This is a genomic window from Streptomyces sp. G45 (genome assembly GCF_049542095.1).
Classification (GTDB): Bacteria; Actinomycetota; Actinomycetes; order Streptomycetales; family Streptomycetaceae; genus Streptomyces.
Genome location: NZ_JBMUZU010000001.1, coordinates 5,719,055 through 5,735,169, shown reverse-complemented (window position 1 = coordinate 5,735,169; position 16,115 = coordinate 5,719,055). Strand labels below are relative to the sequence as shown.

Annotated in this window: 11 protein-coding genes and 5 pseudogenes; 5 read left to right on the top strand and 11 right to left on the bottom strand. The window is 73.7% G+C overall.

All coding sequences use genetic code 11. From position 1 onward, the window contains the following. Window positions 1-77: 77 nt before the first annotated feature. From ACOBQU_RS24165 to ACOBQU_RS24150, 4 genes are all read right to left on the bottom strand, one after another. Window positions 78-839: a YidC/Oxa1 family membrane protein insertase gene (locus tag ACOBQU_RS24165; RefSeq protein ID WP_423629452.1), complete on the bottom strand. Its 762-nt coding sequence runs from the start codon at window positions 837-839 to the stop codon at window positions 78-80. Between the two features lie 88 nt (window positions 840-927). After that, complete coding sequence (locus ACOBQU_RS24160; protein ID WP_423629450.1) at window positions 928-1,263, bottom strand: DUF6412 domain-containing protein; 336 nt, start codon at window positions 1,261-1,263, stop codon at window positions 928-930. A 165-nt stretch (window positions 1,264-1,428) separates the two neighbouring features. Next, window positions 1,429-1,977 carry a GNAT family N-acetyltransferase gene (locus ACOBQU_RS24155; RefSeq protein ID WP_423629449.1) on the bottom strand — a complete coding sequence of 183 codons (549 nt, stop codon included), beginning with the start codon at window positions 1,975-1,977 and terminating at the stop codon, window positions 1,429-1,431. 61 nt (window positions 1,978-2,038) lie between these two features. Beyond that, on the bottom strand, window positions 2,039-2,569 hold the full coding sequence (locus ACOBQU_RS24150) for a winged helix-turn-helix transcriptional regulator (protein ID WP_423629447.1): 531 nt from the start codon (window positions 2,567-2,569) through the stop codon (window positions 2,039-2,041). A 162-nt stretch (window positions 2,570-2,731) separates the two neighbouring features. Between ACOBQU_RS24150 and ACOBQU_RS24145 the strand changes: the two genes are divergently transcribed. After that, the gene (locus ACOBQU_RS24145) at window positions 2,732-4,165 is read left to right on the top strand and encodes an MFS transporter (RefSeq protein WP_423629445.1); all 1,434 of its coding nucleotides are present in this window, start codon (window positions 2,732-2,734) and stop codon (window positions 4,163-4,165) included. Here the strand turns inward: ACOBQU_RS24145 and ACOBQU_RS24140 are convergent. Next, window positions 4,122-5,650, bottom strand: a pseudogene (locus ACOBQU_RS24140) (sodium:solute symporter family protein). The gene ACOBQU_RS24145 and the pseudogene ACOBQU_RS24140 overlap by 44 nt on opposite strands. After that, window positions 5,647-5,817, bottom strand: a complete 171-nt coding sequence (locus ACOBQU_RS24135) for a DUF3311 domain-containing protein (protein ID WP_423634682.1) — start codon at window positions 5,815-5,817, stop codon at window positions 5,647-5,649. The pseudogene ACOBQU_RS24140 and the gene ACOBQU_RS24135 overlap by 4 nt, the downstream one beginning before the upstream one ends. Window positions 5,818-6,129: 312 nt before the next feature. Between ACOBQU_RS24135 and ACOBQU_RS24130 the strand changes: the two are divergent. From ACOBQU_RS24130 to ACOBQU_RS24120, 3 genes and pseudogenes are all read left to right on the top strand, one after another. Next, window positions 6,130-7,187 (top strand): annotated as a pseudogene (locus tag ACOBQU_RS24130) (SEC-C domain-containing protein). A gap of 87 nt (window positions 7,188-7,274) precedes the next feature. Continuing rightward, the gene (locus ACOBQU_RS24125; protein ID WP_423629443.1) at window positions 7,275-8,201 is read left to right on the top strand and encodes a restriction endonuclease; all 927 of its coding nucleotides are present in this window, start codon (window positions 7,275-7,277) and stop codon (window positions 8,199-8,201) included. Window positions 8,202-8,328: 127 nt separating this feature from the next. Then, window positions 8,329-8,642: pseudogene (locus ACOBQU_RS24120) on the top strand (hypothetical protein). Between the two features lie 45 nt (window positions 8,643-8,687). Here ACOBQU_RS24120 and ACOBQU_RS24115 read toward each other — a convergent pair. Then, window positions 8,688-10,010, bottom strand: a complete 1,323-nt coding sequence (locus ACOBQU_RS24115; RefSeq protein ID WP_423629441.1) for an SGNH/GDSL hydrolase family protein — start codon at window positions 10,008-10,010, stop codon at window positions 8,688-8,690. 237 nt (window positions 10,011-10,247) lie between these two features. Here ACOBQU_RS24115 and ACOBQU_RS24110 point away from each other — a divergent pair. Beyond that, window positions 10,248-11,653 (top strand): annotated as a pseudogene (locus ACOBQU_RS24110) (DUF445 domain-containing protein). A gap of 168 nt (window positions 11,654-11,821) precedes the next feature. On the opposite strand, the pseudogene ACOBQU_RS24105 reads toward ACOBQU_RS24110, so the two are convergent. From ACOBQU_RS24105 to ACOBQU_RS24090, 4 genes and pseudogenes are all read right to left on the bottom strand, one after another. Beyond that, window positions 11,822-12,594, bottom strand: a pseudogene (locus ACOBQU_RS24105) (DUF1707 SHOCT-like domain-containing protein). 99 nt (window positions 12,595-12,693) lie between these two features. Then, entirely contained in the window at window positions 12,694-13,707 is a 1,014-nt protein-coding gene (locus ACOBQU_RS24100; RefSeq protein WP_423629439.1) for an ABC transporter ATP-binding protein, read from the bottom strand. 3 nt (window positions 13,708-13,710) lie between these two features. Continuing rightward, a complete protein-coding gene (locus tag ACOBQU_RS24095) occupies window positions 13,711-14,487 on the bottom strand; it encodes an ABC transporter permease (protein WP_423634680.1) in 777 nt (258 codons plus the stop codon). A gap of 109 nt (window positions 14,488-14,596) precedes the next feature. Then, a complete protein-coding gene (locus tag ACOBQU_RS24090; protein ID WP_423629437.1) occupies window positions 14,597-15,418 on the bottom strand; it encodes an ABC transporter permease in 822 nt (273 codons plus the stop codon). Between the last annotated feature and the right edge of the window lie 697 nt (window positions 15,419-16,115).

Sequence of the window (16,115 nt, the reverse complement as noted above, 5' to 3'; positions counted from 1 at the left end):
GCGCGGGGCACCTGACGCCGGACCGGCGCTGTGCCTCCCGGAAGCGGACCGGGGACGTGACACCTGGTGCGAGGCCGTCACATCGCCGACGCCACGGCTCCCGCCGCCCCCTGCGGCACGTCCCGGTAGAGGAAGGCCCGCTCCACCGCGCTCCAGGTCGTACTGGTCACGACGTACAGCGCGGCGGCGAGCGGCACCACGGCGACGGTGACCAGCGTGAAGAAGGACAGGAACGGCAGGAACTTCGTCATCGCGGCCATGGCCTCGGCGCCCGGGGCCCGCTCGCCGCCCGCGGGCGCGGCGCCGCCCTGGGCCATCTGCCGCTTCGTACGCCGGAAGTTGAAGGTCGCGACGGCCGCGACGAGCGCGAAGAGCACCAGGTAGACGAGCCCGGCGCCGCCGAAGGGGCCGCCGTCGCCGAGCGCGTCGGCCAGGCGCCCGCCGAGCGGGGCGGCGAGCAGTTTGTGGTCGAGCAGCTCGTTGGCCTCGCCGCCGATCGTCGAGCTGGAGAACAGGTGGTAGAGCAGGAAGAACGCGGGCAGCTGGAAGAGCCCGGGCAGGCATCCGGCCAGCGGCGACACCTTCTCCTTCCGGTGCAGCTCCAGCAGTGCCCGCTGGAGCTTCTCCGGGTTCTTGCCGTGCTTCTCGCGCAGTGCGGTGATCTGCGGGGCGAGCCGGGCGCGGGCCTTCTGGCCACGGGCGGCGGCCCGGGACAGCGGGTGGACGAGCAGGCGTACGGCCATGGTGACGGCGACGATGGCGGCGGCCATCGCGGAGCCGTGGAAGAGCGGGGCGAACAGGTCGGCGAGGCGCGCGACCAGGTCGGCGAAGAAAGACATGGGTGAGCCCTTTCGGGGGTCTCGTCGTGCCGGGTGAGCGTGCTGCGTCGGCATGACGACCCGCGCGGGGCCTGGTGAGCGGGGCTCCCTACGCGGCCGTCAGGAGGGGACGGCCGGGTGCCCGGGGCCGGGTGCGGCCGCGGGCGTCGGGGTCGCGCTGGGGCAGGAAGGCGGTGCGCTGCTCGCGGTCGCGGATGGCGGTGCGCACGCGGGTGCGGGGCACGGCGGGCGCGGAGCGCGCGGCCAGCAGGGAGCACAGGGTGAGCGCGGAACCGGCGGCGGCGGTCGCGGCGAGCGCGACGGCGCCCGCGAGGCTGCCGGTGTCGGCGAGCACGGTCTCGACGAGGAGCACGAAGAACAGGACGGCGGGCCGCAGCGCGGCACCCCAGCGCCTGACCCGTTCCGTGATCAGCTCCCTGGTCAAGGCCGCCCCCTCCCCGTCGCTCGAACGCGCGTATGTCCTGCTGCTTTTATACAGGAATAGAGGGTGGGCCCGCCGCCCCCGGGCCTGACCGCCCGGCTCAACGGGTCGGCTCAGCAGGTCGGCTCAACGGGTCGACTCAACGGGTCGGCGCGTCAACGGTTCGGCTCAACGGGTCGGCGCGCGCGGGGACCACACCCCGAACCACTGCTCGGCGCCGTACTCCTCGAACCGCTCCACCTCGGTGAACCCCAGCTTCTCCGCGAGGCGCAGCGCGCGGCCGTTGGCGGTCTGGGTGCAGAGCACGACCGGCTCGCCGGGAAGCGCGGCGGCGAACCAGCCGAGTACGGCCGCGCACGCCTCGGCGGCGTACCCGCGCCCCCACGCCCCGGGCAGGAACAGATAGCCGAGCGCGGCCTCGTCGGCTTCCGGGCGGACGTGCCCCGGGTGCTCCGCGCCGCGGGGGTCCAGCGTGATCATGCCGATCATCGCGCCGTCGAGGTCGGCCACGAACAGGCCGGGGCGCCGCCCGGGCACCTCGGGCACCACGCGCTCCAGCTCGTCGCGCGGCCGGGCGCCGCCGATGTGGGTGCCCACCTCGGGCGAGGCGAACAGTTCGATGAACGCCGCGCGGTCCCGGGCCTCGGACACGCGCAGCACGAGCCGTTCGGTCCGTATCGGGGCGGGTGGCCAGACGGCGGGGCCGAGTCCAGTCATGGCGGGCAACCTAGCGCACCCCTGCGGGTCCCGGAGGGGCCGCCCGGGGCAGGCGCCGGGCCTAGGCCGCGCTCACGTCGAGCGGCTCAAGGAGCCGCCGCGGCCGCAGCAGCGCCCGGCTGACCGGATCGCTCGGCTCCGGGTCGAGCCCGGGGCCCGGCAGCATCTCGACCTCCTCGACCGGCACCAGCCGCCCGCACGCCGGACACTCCCCCGCCGCGCCCAGCTCCGTACCGCACTCCACGTGCCGGAAGTACCGCAGCGGCGCCGCGTCGGCGAAGGTGTCGCGCCCCCAGGCGCCGAGGGCGCGCAGGGCGGGCCACAGGGCGCGCCCGCGCTCGGTGATCACGTACTCGTGCCGCCGGGGCGCGTCCGCGCAGGGCCGCTTCTCCAGGACGCCCGCGTCGGTCAGCGTCTGGAGGCGGGCGGCGAGGACCGCGCGCGGGATGCCGAGGTGGACGAGGAAGTCGTTGTAGCGCCGGACGCCGTAGAGCGCGTCGCGCACCACGAGCAGGGTCCAGCGCTCGCCGACGACTTCGAGGGCGCGGGCGATGGAGCACTGCTGCGCCGCGTAGTCCTTGCCGAGAGCCATGGGCACCACTGTAGCCACTTTCCCGACCCATGGTTCATTCATTGAACTCAGAGTGCTACGGTCGTGCGCACGCCATAGGTTCAATCACTGAACCATCAGCCCGGGCATCCGCACTCCGCCCGTCCCGAAGGGACACCCATGCCACGCGCCGAAGGGACACCCATGCCACGCGCCACCCCCACCCCGGCCCCGGCGGCCACCCCGACCCCCGCGTCCACCGCCCCCGCGACGACCTCCCGCCCCGGCGCCACCCTCGCCCTGACCAGCGCCGCGACCCTCATGGCCCTGATGACGTACACGGCCCCCATGGTCACGCTCTCCGACACCGCCGCCGCGCTCGGCACCTCCCTGTCCGCCCAGGCCTGGCTCCTGAACGGCACCCCGCTCGGCCTCGCCGCCCTGCTCCTGGTCGCGGGCAGCCTCGCCGACGACTACGGGCGCCGACGGATCTTCCTGTACGGCACGTACGCGCTCGGCGTCACCACGGCGCTCGGCGCGCTCGCCACGTCGACCTGGATGTTCACGCTCGCCCGCGTCGCCCAGGGCGCGGCGAGCGCCGCCGTCCTCGCCGCCAGCCTCGGCCTGATCGCGCAGGCCTACCCGGCGGGCCCCGGGCGGATCCGGGCGACCGGCGTGTGGGGCGCCTGCGTCAGCGGCGGCATCGCCCTGTCGCCGCTGGTCTCCGGCGCCCTCGCGGACCTCGCGAACTGGCGCCTGCCGTACGCCGCCCTGGCCCTGGTCACGCTCGCCGTCGGCGCGTTCGGCCCGCGCGCCCTGACCGAGTCGCGCGCCCCGCGCCCCGGGCGCCCCGACCTGGCGGGCGCCCTGACCTTCGGCCTGGCGCTCGTCGCCCTGCTCGCCGCGCTCACCCTCGGCCGCGACGGCTGGCTGCGGGCGCCGGTGGGCGCGCTGCTGCTCGCGGCCGCGGCGCTCCTGGCCGCGTTCGCCCACGTGGAGCGGCGGGCCGCCACGCCCATGCTGGACCTCGGCCTGCTGCGCCGCCCGCTGTTCCTCGCCTCCACCGCGGGCGGCCTGTTCACCGGCCTGTCCGTCATCGCCCTGTTCAGCTTCCTGCCGACGCTGCTCCAGCAGACCGCGATCGGCCTGTCCGCGATGGACACGGCGTGGCTGTTCGCGCTCTGGTCCGGTACGTCGTTCCTGGTCGCCCTCCAGGCCAGGCGCCTCGCGGGCCGGGTCACCGCGCGGCACCAGCTGGCCGTGGGCTTCGCCCTGCACGCCGTCGCCTCCGTCACCCTGCTGGGCGCCGCCGCCGGGCACTCCTGGGCGCGGCTGCTGCCGGGCCTGCTGGTCTCCGGCGCGGGCAGCGGCCTGCTGAACGCCGCCCTGCCACTGCTCGCCGTCGAGTCGGTGCCGCCGGAGCGGGCCGCGATGGGCTCGGGCGCGGGCAACACCGCCCGCTACATCGGCTCGGCGGCGGGCGTCGCCCTGATGATCGCGGTGTCCACGGCCTCGGGCTCCTCGCCCGCCGCCCTCGCCGACGGCGCGGACACGGCGCTCCTGGTCTCCTCCGGCCTCGGCGTCCTGGCCGCGCTCACCGTCGTACTGGCACGGGAGCGGGCTCCCCGCCTTCGCTAGGGGGCGCGTCGACCGGGTCCCGGGCCAGCACCTCGGCGTCCGCCCGGCCGTCCCGGTCGGCCGGTCCGGCGTACGACACGACGAGCGCGACCAGCAGGTTCACGGCGAGCGCGACGATCCCGGCGTTGACCCCCGCGACCGGGTCGTGCTCGCTGAACACCAGGCCGCACACGAGCGCCACCCCCACGACGAGCCCGCTCACCCCGCGCCCACCAGGGTCAGCCGCCGCCACACGAGCCCCAGCAGCAGCATCGGCACGAGCTGCGCCATCCCCTCGTACGAGATCAGCGAGAGGCGTACGAGGGTGTGGGGCGCCGCGTACGTCAGGACGAGCGCCAGCGTCCCCGCGGCCACCACGACCGCCTGCGAGGCGGCCTTCTGCCGCGCGGACGACCGCCACCGGGACGAGAGCGAGAAGACGCTCCTGCCCCACATCGTCCCGATGACCAGCATGAACACGGCCATCGGCACGATCGACGACAGCGCGGCGGCCACCCCGATGACCCCCACCGCCCACGCGGGCAGCGAGTCCACCACCAGCTTGAACAGCGCCAGGTTCGACCCGGCGCCGCTCAGCCCCGGCACCACGAACAGCGCCGCCATGCCGAGCAGCATCGGCACGAACAGCAGGACGTTGTACGCGGGCAGCCAGATGGCGTTGCGCCGCAGCGCGTCGGCGCTGCGCGCGCCCAGGTACCCGGCGACGGTGGTCGGGAAGATCACGACGGTGAGGGCGTTCAGGAAGGACGTGGTGGCGAACCACGCCTCGCCGTACGGGCTGCCGCCGCTGCCCGGCAGCGTCAGCCACGCCCCCTTCTCGCGGACGATCCGGTCGACGAAGTCCCCGTACCCGTCGAAGTAGTGCAGCGGCACGTACCCGGCGAGGAACGCGAGCGTCCCGATGACCAGCACGTCCTTCAGGACCGACACCCAGGCGCTGCCGCGCAGCCCGCTCACGACCACGAACCCGGTCGTCACGGCGAACCCAATGAAATAGGCCCAGTTCAGACTGATGGCGCCGTACGAGATGGTGGAGACGACCACCCCCATCCCCGTGATCTGCAGCTGGATGTAGGGCAGCAGGAACACGGTCGCGAGCACGGCGATCCCGGCGCCGAGCCAGGGCTTGCCGTAGCGGTGCGCGACCATGTCGCTGACGCCGACGAGCCCGTGCCGCCGCGCGTAGTCCCAGAGCATCGGCCCGACCACGTACCCCACGGCGTACCCGCACGACATGTACGCGACGACGTACAGCACCGGGGCGCCGAAGTTGTACCCCCACCCCGCGGCCCCCAGATAGCTGAAGCTGGTGTACCCCTCGCCCGCCATCAGCACCCAGATGAACACCGGCCCGAGCGACCGCCCGCCCACCGACCACTCGGCGAGCCCGCCCTGCTGCCCCCGCCCGCGGACGGCGAGCAGCCCGAGCGCGACGGTGGCCACCATGGAGACCCCGAAGACGGAGGTCGCGACGGCGGTGTTCACGACCGCCGCCTCTTCTGATCGCCCCGGTACGTGAGCCAGACGGCGACAGGCGTGGCGAGCGTGGCCCCGAGCAGCCACACGAACAGGAACGGCAGCCCGAACACGAGCGGCTCGACCCGGTTGGCGAAGGGCAGCGCGCCCAGGTAGAGGACGAACGGGACGAGCAGCCAGAGGAGCTGCGGGCGGCGGCGAGTGATCACGGGCAGCAAGGCTACCGAGGGGGTGGGCGGGGGGCTTCGCGCGCGGCGGGCGGTGGGCGCCGCGCGTGGTGCACGCCGTCCGTGGTGCGCGCCGTCTGCGGTGCGCGCCGTCTGCGGTGCGCGCCGTCTGCGGTGCGCGCCGTCTGCGGCGGGGCCGACGCCAGGGGCCGCGCCGCCGGGCGGCGCCCCGTCACACCGCCCTCGCGCCCGCCCGGGACCCGCCGTCGTCCCCCGTACTCCCCACCCCGGGAACGGCAGTACGGCAGTACGGTGTCACCCATGCGCCCCGACAAGCCTGCCGACCACGCCGTCGCCCCTGTCGACCACATCGCCGAAGCGGAGCGCCTGGAGCGCACCGCGGGCCTCTACCCGGAGGACGCGGAGCACCTGCTGCTCCAGGCCGCGGCCCACCTGGAGCTGGCCGAGGCCCGCGAACGGGCGACCGCCCTCTACGACACCCTCCTGTCCCCCTCCGCCCCGCACCCGCCGGAGAACCCCACCCTGATCCGCGCGCTGAAGGCGGCGAACCTGTGGGAGTACGGCCACGAGGCGGAGGCGCGGGCCATCATCGAGGGCGTACGCGGCACGCGCCCGCGGGACGCGGCGCCCTGGGTGATCGTGGCGGAGGCCCTGGAGTCCCACGACGAGCTGGACCAGGCGCACGACACGTTCACGGAGGCCCTGCGCCTGCTGCTCCCGGACGCCGAGACCGAGCCCCCCTTCCCCACCCACCCGCTCCTGTTCGGCCGCCACCGGGTGCGCCGCCTGCTCGGCGCCGCGCACGACAACTGGGACGAGCGCGCGGACCGCGTCCACCGGGCGCGCGCGGCGGCGACGGGCCGCACGCCGGTCCCCCTGGACGAACTCCACGACCCGAAGCGGGTCTGGGCCCTCGGCTCCGAGAACCCGGCCGAGATCCGCGCCGAGATCACCCGCCTCCAGGCGGAGCTGGGCACCTACCGCGAGGCCCTCTCCCGCCCCTTCCCGGTGGCGGTCCTCCACTGGCCTTCAGAGGAACTGTCGGAACTCCTCACGGCGTACCCGGAGTTGGCGTCGGAGTACCCCTCCCACGAGTCCCACCTGTCGACCATAGAGTCCTCCCTCCGCGAACTCTCCGCCTCCGGCACCCCCAACTTGGGCATCGTGACGGGGACGGTCCCTTCCTACGAGGCGTTCGCGGCATCGGAGGGCACACCCCCTCCGACCCCACGCTCCTCCCCCAGTACGCGACGACCCTGGCAGCCCGGGGGCGCGCGGAGGAGTGGCCGCCACAGCCCGGGGAGCCGTGCTGGTGCGGATCAAACCGACCTTACGAGGGCTGCCACGGGACCGACTGAGGTCAGCCACGCGTCCTCGCTGCATTGCACCGTCGCGGAATCACACGGGAACTACATCCGCTCGATCATCGGAGCTAGCCAACCAGCATGATAAGCCTCGCCATTGGGACGGAAATCCGGCGACGGGAGCTGCACCAGCAGTTCGGCGGCAATCGCCAAAGCGGGATCAGCGCATCACGGAGCAACCCCGTCGTCATGTGCTTTACCGATGCCAAACAGGGCGCCCTGTACGGCTACCGCGACGGCTGGGGCGACGACGGCCTGTTCCACTACACCGGTGAGGGGCAGGTGGGCGACCAGGAGATGCTCCGGGGCAACAAGGCCATCCTCCAGCACGTCGCAGACGGGCGGGATCTGCACATGTTCGAGATGGTCCGCAAAGGGGTGGTCAGCTACCTCGGCCAGTTCGAACTTCCGGACGAACAGTCGTGGTACAGAGCCGAGTCTCATGACCGCGATGGCGTGCTGCGGTCCGTCATTATCTTTAAGCTCAAGCCTTGTTCACCCGCGGCCACGTCGCAGACAGCGCAGGTGCCGCCCACCCGTACGCCGGCCGAGGAGACGACCGTCAAGGACGTTCCTCCCGAGGAATTCCTCACCACGCGGTCACTCCAGACGCCCAGTGGCGAGCCCACGGTCACCCATCGCCGCGAGAGCAAACTGCTCTCCTCCTACCGCGCCCATCTAGCAGCGCAGGGGCACGAGGTCTTGCGTCAGTGCATCACGCCGCGTGGAGAGCGCAGCAGCCTCTACACGGACCTCTTCGACCGCACCAGAAACCTCCTAATTGAGGCCAAGGGTCAGGCCACACGCGAATCGATCCGCATGGCGATAGGGCAACTCTTCGACTACCAGCGATACATCACGCCACGCCCGCGCCTCGCCATTCTCGTCCCCACCCAACCGCGAAAGGACCTGCGCGACCTGTGTGCCGCGCATGCCATCCACACGATCTGGCCTGACGAAGACTCCAGCCAGTACCACATCGAGCCCACGGAAACGGCACAGGAATAGCAGAACAGCAGGAAGAGCACGAACACGGAGCTCTCCCACGCCAAGCAATGGCCGGGCGTTACGCTCGGGGCAAGGGTTGGTCTCGTGGGGATCGGCCGGTTGTGAGTGGTGTGGAGGCGAGGCGGGGATGGCGGGCGTGCGGGTTCCAGGGGGCGTGGTGGCTGTGGGAGGGCTGGTCGGGGGTACTCCGTCGCCCGCTTCACCAAGAGGCGGCCGCTCGGTGGGGTCGTGCTCGCGGCGGCCGGCGCCGCGGCCGCCCGGGAGTGGCGGCAGCGGGCGGGTGGCAGGGCCGCCGCCGCGCTCAGCACCGCGTACGTCGCCGCCTTCGCCGGGTCTCATCCGCTCGCCAAGAAGGTGGGCGCCTGGCCCGCCGTGCTCGGCGTCGCCGCGGGCGTAGGGCTCGCCTCCTGGGCGGTAGCGGACCGGCGCCGCGCGGATTAGAGAGCCCCGCCGAGCCCACGCGGTAGCGGACTGGCGGCGCGTGGGCTAGAGCTCCGCCGAGCCCGCCCCCTTCAGGGCCGTCAGGTCGAAGGTCTCCGCCATGCGGCGGAAGCCCGCGTCACTGGGGTGCAGGTGGTCACCGGAGTCGTAGCGGGCGAGGAGCCTGCGCGGGTCGTACGGGTCGCGCAGGGCCTTGTCGAAGTCGGTGACCTCGTCGAAGACCCCACCGGAGCGGATGCGGGCGTTGACCTCCTGGCGCACCGCCTCCTGGGCGGGCCCGTAGCCGCGGTGCCCGCCGAACGGCATGAGCGTCGCGCCGATGACCCGCAGCCCCCGGGCGTGGGCCTGGCGGGTCAGCTCGCGCAGGCCCGCCACGACGCGGTCGGCGTCGGTCTCCCGGTTGCGCAGGATGTCGTTGATGCCGAGGGCGATCACTACGGCCTTGACGCCGGAGCGGCCGAGGACGTCCCGGTCGAAGCGGGACAGGCCGCTCGGGTTGCCCGCGGGCGTGCCCGGCCTCCCGTCGGACAGGACGCGGTTGCCGCTGATGCCCTGGTTGACGACGCTGTAGCGGGGCGCGCCGCCGGGCGCGCCGCGCAGCCGGTCGGCGAGCACGTCGGGCCAGCGGCGGTTGGCGCCCATGCTGGAGGTGATGCCGTCCGTGATGGAGTCGCCGAACACCACGACCGTGCCGTCCGCCTCGCTGCTCAGCACGTCGACGGCGGTGACATAGCGCCAGTACGGGCTCTGCTCGTGGTACGTGGCGCCGCTCGGGTCCTCCGTCCGGTCGCCCCGGGCCACGTACGACAGCTGGCGCGCGTGCGGGTGGTACGTCACCGGACCGGACGGGGTGGGCGAGAACGTGGTGACGAGGAGGTCGGCGTCGCCGGGGACGCGCAGCCGCGCCGGGTCGGAGACGATCTGCGCGCCGGGCGGGATGACGACGCCCGTGTCGCCGCCGAAGGTCAGGCGGCGCAGGGTGCCCGCGGCGGCCGTGGGCGAGTTGGGCGCGGCGGCCACCGCCACGGAGGCGCGGGTGATGCTGAGCGGCGTCCTGCCGTACAGGTTCGACAGGGTGACGCGGGCGCTGTCGCCGCCGACGCTGGTGTGGACGACGTTGCGCACGGAGCGGCCCGCCATGCCCCGCGCCGCCGTGCCGGGCTCCGCGCCCGCCGGGGACGCCGACCAGGTGGCGACCCAGGTGCCCGCCGACGCGGGGGCCGCGGAGTTGCGGGGCGCGCGGGGGCCGGTGCCGAGCTGGTCCTTCGCGTCGTCGGCGCCGCTGGCGCCCAGGTATATGGCGGCCGAGACCACCACGACGACCGCGAGAACGGCGGCCAGCAGTGCATAACCGTGACGCTTGGTCATGCGGGCGTTTTCTCCTCGGGACAGGGGGAGCCCGAGGCTCCGGTGTGAAGACCCCATGATGCGTCATGGGCCGCGAGCGGGCCGACACTGCCCCCCTCTGCCCACTCGGACGCCGGGAACTCGCCGGGCGTTCCAGGAGTCGGTCAGAGAGGGACGCCACACGGCTCGGAGAGGGACGCCACACGGCCACGTCGCACGAGCCACCTGGCACGGCCCGGAGCCGGTCCGGAAGCGACAATGCGTACGACGACACCGTGCGCGCACCAGGCGTGCGTACGCACACACGACGAGGAACGACGCGAGACGGGGCGCCAGCGCATGGAACGCACGAGCACCGGGGAACCGGAGGGAGCGGCGAGCGACGCGGCGCGCGCGCCCGCGGCCTTCACCTACAGCGCCGCCGACGAGGAGAAGCGCCGCGGCGTACGCCGGATGAAGCTCACCGCGACGGGCCTGCTGCTCTTCGTGGCGGTGGTGTACGTCCTGGCGAAGTGGGCCGGGCACGAGGGCGCGGGCCCCTGGGCCGGGTACGTGGCGGCGGCGGCCGAGGCGGGCATGGTGGGTGCGCTCGCGGACTGGTTCGCGGTGACCGCCCTGTTCCGCCACCCCCTCGGCATCCCCATCCCGCACACGGCGATCATCCCGAAGAAGAAGGACCAGCTGGGCGTCTCGCTGGGCGAGTTCGTCGGGGAGAACTTCCTCTCCCAGGACGTGGTGCGCCAGCGCCTGCGGGCCGTCGGCATCGGCAGCCGCCTCGGCGCCTGGCTGGCCGAGCCGCAGCACGCCGACCGGGTGACGGCGGAGCTGGCCACGGCCCTGCGCGGCGCGCTCACCGTGCTGCGGGACTCCGATGTGCAGGCCGTCGTCGGCGAGGCGATCACGCGGCGCGCGGACGCGCAGGAGATCGCGCCCGGCATGGGCAAGATGCTGGAGAAGGTCGTCGCCGACGGCGGCCACAAGCGGTTCGTGGACCTGGTGTGCGTACGCGCCCACGACTGGCTGGTCGCCCACGCGGACCAGGTGATGGACGCGGTGCAGGGCGGCGCCCCGGCTGGACGCCCCGGTTCGTGGACAAGAAGGTCGGCGAGCGCGTCTACCGCGAGCTGCTGCGGTTCGTCACCGAGATGCGGGACATGCCCGGGCACCCCGCGCGCGGCGCCCTGGACCGCTTCCTCACCGACTTCGCCGCCGACCTCCAGTCCGACACGGACACCCGGGCGCGCGTGGAGCACCTGAAGCGGGAGGTGCTCGCCCGCGACGAGGTCCAGGACCTGATCGCCTCCGCCTGGTCGGCGGTCCGCCAGATGATCGTCGCCGCCGCCGAGGACGAGCGCAGCGAGCTGCGCCTGCGCGTACGCGCCGCCCTGCTGTCGCTGGGCTCCCGCATGGCCACGGACACCCGCCTCCAGGAGAAGGTCGACGGCTGGGTGGAGGGCGCGGCGGTGTACGTCGTGACGACGTACCGGCGCGAGATCACCTCCCTCATCACGGACACCGTCGCGGGCTGGGACGCCGAGCACACCTCACGCAAGATCGAGGCCCACATCGGCCGCGACCTCCAGTTCATCCGCATCAACGGCACGGTGGTGGGCGCCCTGGCCGGGCTCGTGATCTACACGGTGTCGCGGCTGTTCACGGGCTGACACCGCCCTCCCGCGCGGCTCGCCCGGGTACGGGTGCTCAGGTCCCGGTACGGGTGCTCAGGTCCCGTACGAGTACTCAGGTTCCGTACGGGCGCTCAGGTCCCGGCACACCTGGCTCACGCCCCGCCGCGGGCCGCCCGGCCCCGGTCAGCCCCCGGTCAGCCCCGGTCAGCCCCGATCCGGACGCGCACCCCCGGAGCCGCCCTCGCCGCGCACCCGCTGGTGGTGCTCGGCGGCACGCCTGTGGTGCAGCTCGTGGCGGCGCGCGTGCTCCAGGCGGCGCGCCTCCCGCTCCTCCAGCCTCGCGCGGCGGCGCTCCTCCTTGATGCGCTGCCGCTCGGCCTTGCGCAGCTTGCGCTCCACGCTGACGCCGCCCATCAGCGCGAAGCCGGTGACCGTGACGCGCGGCGAGCCGGGGGTGCCCTCGCCCGTGGCCTCGTCGCCGAAGCCGCCCATGAAGCCGAAGCCCCTGACGTTGACGTGCAGTTCGGGCGGGACGACGACGCCGATGCCGCCCATGACCGCGAAGCAGCGGATGGTGACGTCCCGGCCCGCGAACCGCGCCTCGCGCAGGTCGATCTCACCGCCGCCCCACATCGCGAACGAGGTGAACACCCGCCCGATCTTCCACGGCCCGCGCCGGGTGAACCCGCTCCAGAGCGCGAACGCGCCGGTGGACGAGGGCTCGCCGCCGACGACCCGCTCCGACCAGTCGATCTCGGTGGAGTCGTCGCCCCGGCCCGCTTCACCATGGACACCTTGGGCGCGGCCGCCCCGGCGGCGGGCAGGTCCTGGGTGAGCGGCTCCAGCTCGCCGTACGTACGCGCCCGGTACGCGGCGTCGAGCCGCTCGTTGAACTCGTCCATGTCGAGGCGGCCTTCGGCCATCGCCTCGCGCAGGACCTCCGCGACGCGCTCGCGGTCGGCGTCGGAGGCCCGCAGTTCGGAGCCCGGCGAGCCGGGGACGGCCGGGAGCGGGGCGGCGGGCGGGGAGGCCGGGGTGGGCGGCTGGGAAGACTCGGCGTCCGTCATACCAGCAGCCTACGCGGCACCCCCGCGCCCCGGCTCCCAGGAGACCGCCCGGTCCTCGTACATCCGCGCGATCACGGCCTCGATGTCCGGCTCCCGCACCGACAGGTCGACCAGCGGGTAGCGCTCGGCGATCGCGGCGACCAGCGGCGCCGCGGACCGCTCCGCGGGGAACGCCAGCCACTGCCGGGGCCCGTCCGTCCTGATCACCCGCGCCGACTCCACGTCCAGCGGCGGCAGTTCGCGCTCCAGGTCGACGACGAGGGTGCGCTCGGCGCGGCCCGCCTCGTGCAGGCCGGTCAGCGGGCCGTCGTACATCAGGCGTCCGTGGTCGATGACCATCACCCGCTTGCACAACTGCTCGATGTCCGTGAGGTCGTGGGTGGTGAGCAGCACCGTCGTGCCGGTCTCGGCGTTCAGGTCGCGCAGGAAGCCGCGCACCTTGGCCTTGCTGACCACGTCCAGGCCGATCGTCGGCTCGTCCAGGTACAGCACCTCCGGGTCGTGCAGCAGCGCCGCCGCGATGTCGCCGCGCATCCGCTGCCCGAGGGACAGCTGCCGCACCGGCACGTCCAACAGGGCGCCGAGGTCCAGGAGTTCCACGCACCGGTCGAGGTTCGCGGCGAAGCGCGCGTCGGGCACCCGGTACATGCGGTGCATCAGACGGTACGAGTCGATCAGCGGCAGGTCCCACCACAGCGTGGTGCGCTGGCCGAAGACGACGCCGATGCGGCGGGCAAGGCGGGTGCGCTCGCGGGCCGGGTCGATGCCCGCGACCCTGAGGCGGCCGCCGCTGGGCGTGAGGATGCCCGTCAGCATCTTGATCGTGGTGGACTTGCCCGCGCCGTTCGGCCCGATGTAGCCGACCATCTCGCCGCGCCCCACCCGGAAGGACAGCCCGTCCACGGCCCGCACCCGCCGCCTCTCCCGGCGCAGGAAGCCCGTCTTCTTGCGTACGTCGAAGACCTTCTCGACCCCGTCGAGCGCGATGAAGTCCCTGTCGTCCCTGTCGTCGCTGTCGGTCACGGTTCAGCTCCCTGTGCTGCGGTACGAACGGAGGCCCGCGCGCCAGGCCAGGCCCGCGAGCGCGCAGGCGGCGACGGCCACCAGCGGCGAAGCGAAGGCCACCCACGACGGCAGGCCGAGCGGATAGGGGCGGCCGAGGACGTACAGGCCCGGCAGCCAGTTCACGAACGCGATCGGCACGACGAACGTGACGCCCCGCACCAGGTCCTTGCCGAACACCGACGGCGGGTACTGGAGCAGCGTGTTCCCGCCGTAGGTGAAGGCGTTCTGCACCTCGGAGGCGTCCTGCGCCACGAACTGGAAGGCCGCCCCGCCGACGAAGACGGCCACGAAGATGGCCGCGCCGCTGACCAGCATCACCGGCACGAGCAGCGCCTTCAGCGGCGTCCAGTCGATGTCCACGGCCGCGAAGCCGTACCCCAGGACCAGGCCGCCCTGCGTGATCCGGCCCAGCCTGCGCAGCGCGAACCGGTCCGCGGCGACCTGCGCGAGCACCGGCGCGGGCCGCACAAGGAGGGTGTCCAGGGTGCCGTCGCGCACCCGGCGGCCGAGCCGGTCCATGGAGCCCACGGCCAGGTCGGCGGTCCCGAAGGCGGTGGCGGCGACGCCGTACAGGAAGGCGACCTCCCCGAAGCCGTAGCCGCCGAGCGCGTCGACCTGCGAGAACATCAGCAGGATCGCGACGAAGTCGAGTCCGGTCGCGACGAAGTTGGACAGGGCCGTCAGAACGAAGGACGTGCGGTACGCCATCGTGGAGCGGATCCACATCGCCGTGATCATCCGGTAGGCGCGCAGCCCCTCCAGGGCCCGCCGGACGGGCCCCTCACTCCCCCGTACGGGCGTCGGGGCACACGGCGCCGCGGTCTCTTCCGGGCGCTCCCGCGTGAGGTCAGCCACCCTGGACCACCACCCGGCGGGTCGCCACGGCCTGGAGCAGCCGCCCGGCCGCCAGCAGCACCGCCGCCCACCCGGCCTGGAACACGTAGATCCCCAGCAGACCGGCGCCCGTGTGCTTGCCCAGGAACACGTCCGCGGGCACCTGGAGCAGCGCCGACCAGGGCAGCGCGCGGGCGATCTCGCCGAGGGCGCCGGGGAACACGTTCAGCGGCAGCAGCATCCCGGAGAAGAACATGCTCGCCAGCCATGCGATCTGCGCCACACCCGCCCCGTCCAGGAGCCAGAAGGCGCTCAGCGCCACCAGGAAGCGCAGCGCGAAGCTCACCACCACCCCGAGCAGCACCGCGACCAGCGCGGCCAGCCACCGCAACGGGTCCCCGGGCACGGCGAGTTCGAAGCAGAGCCCGCCCACCAGCATGGGAACCGCACCCCGCGCCACCAGGTGGAACGCCGAGCGGCCCAGGTCAGCGGCGAGCCACCACGCCTGGAGGTCGGCGGGCCGGTACAGGTCGATGGCGACGTCGCCCGTGCGGATGCGCTCCATCAGCTCGTCCTCGAAGCCGCCGCCCATCGCCGCGACCGCCATCAGGAGGGCCTGGCCGAGCCACACGTACGTGAGGGCCTCCGCCTGGTCGTATCCTCCTAGTCCGGGCCTCTCGTCCCACAGGGCAATGTAGGTGTAGGTAAGGATCACCCCGAACACAGTGTTGGTGAAGACACCCGCCAGGGTCGCCATCCGGTACGTAGCGAATCTCCGGAAGCTTCCTCCGGCGACGGCCGCGTACAAGCGGAACCGTCCTGTTCTCACGGACATCCCTCTCAGAGAGCCTCGTCCCGTTCAGGGCACGGCGCGGACCGAAGCGCAGGAGCCTAATGCGATCGGGGCCGTGGGTGCCAGGCATTTTCGCCGTGCGGCGCGTGCCTGGTCATCAGGGCCCGCCGGGACGGTGTGCAATGGGTCGTACGAGGCGCAGTGGATGTATGAGGCGTACGAGATGTACGACGCGAACTGGGAGTTCCGCGAGACATGAGCAGCGACGAGCCGCAGCGTGGCCCCGGGCGCGGGTCCGCCGAGGGGCCCACGCCCCGCCCCGACGGCCCCGCGGGGGCGCCGTCCGGCGCCAGCGGCAGGCCCGGCGGCCCCCACGGCACCGGTGCCCCGGCGCGCCCGGCGCCCCTGGCGACGGGCGCGAACGCGCGGCCGAGCGCCCCGGAACTCCTGGGTCCCCCCAGGGGGGCGGGGGCCCTGCGGGCGGCTCGGGCACCCGGGGCGCCGCTGGTGCGCCGGGCGGACCGGGCGGGCCTGACGGCCGGGGGGCTTCCGACGGCTCCCGGGGTTCCGACGGCTCCCGGGGTTCCGGCAGCTCCCAGGGTTCCGGCGGCCAGGGTGCCTCCGGCGGCTCCAGGGGCTCGGGGGACTCCGGCGGCCCCGCACGCCCTGGCGGGCCGGGCAGCACCGGCGGGCCGGGCAACACCGGCCGACCGGGAACCCCTCCTGGCCGCCCCGGACA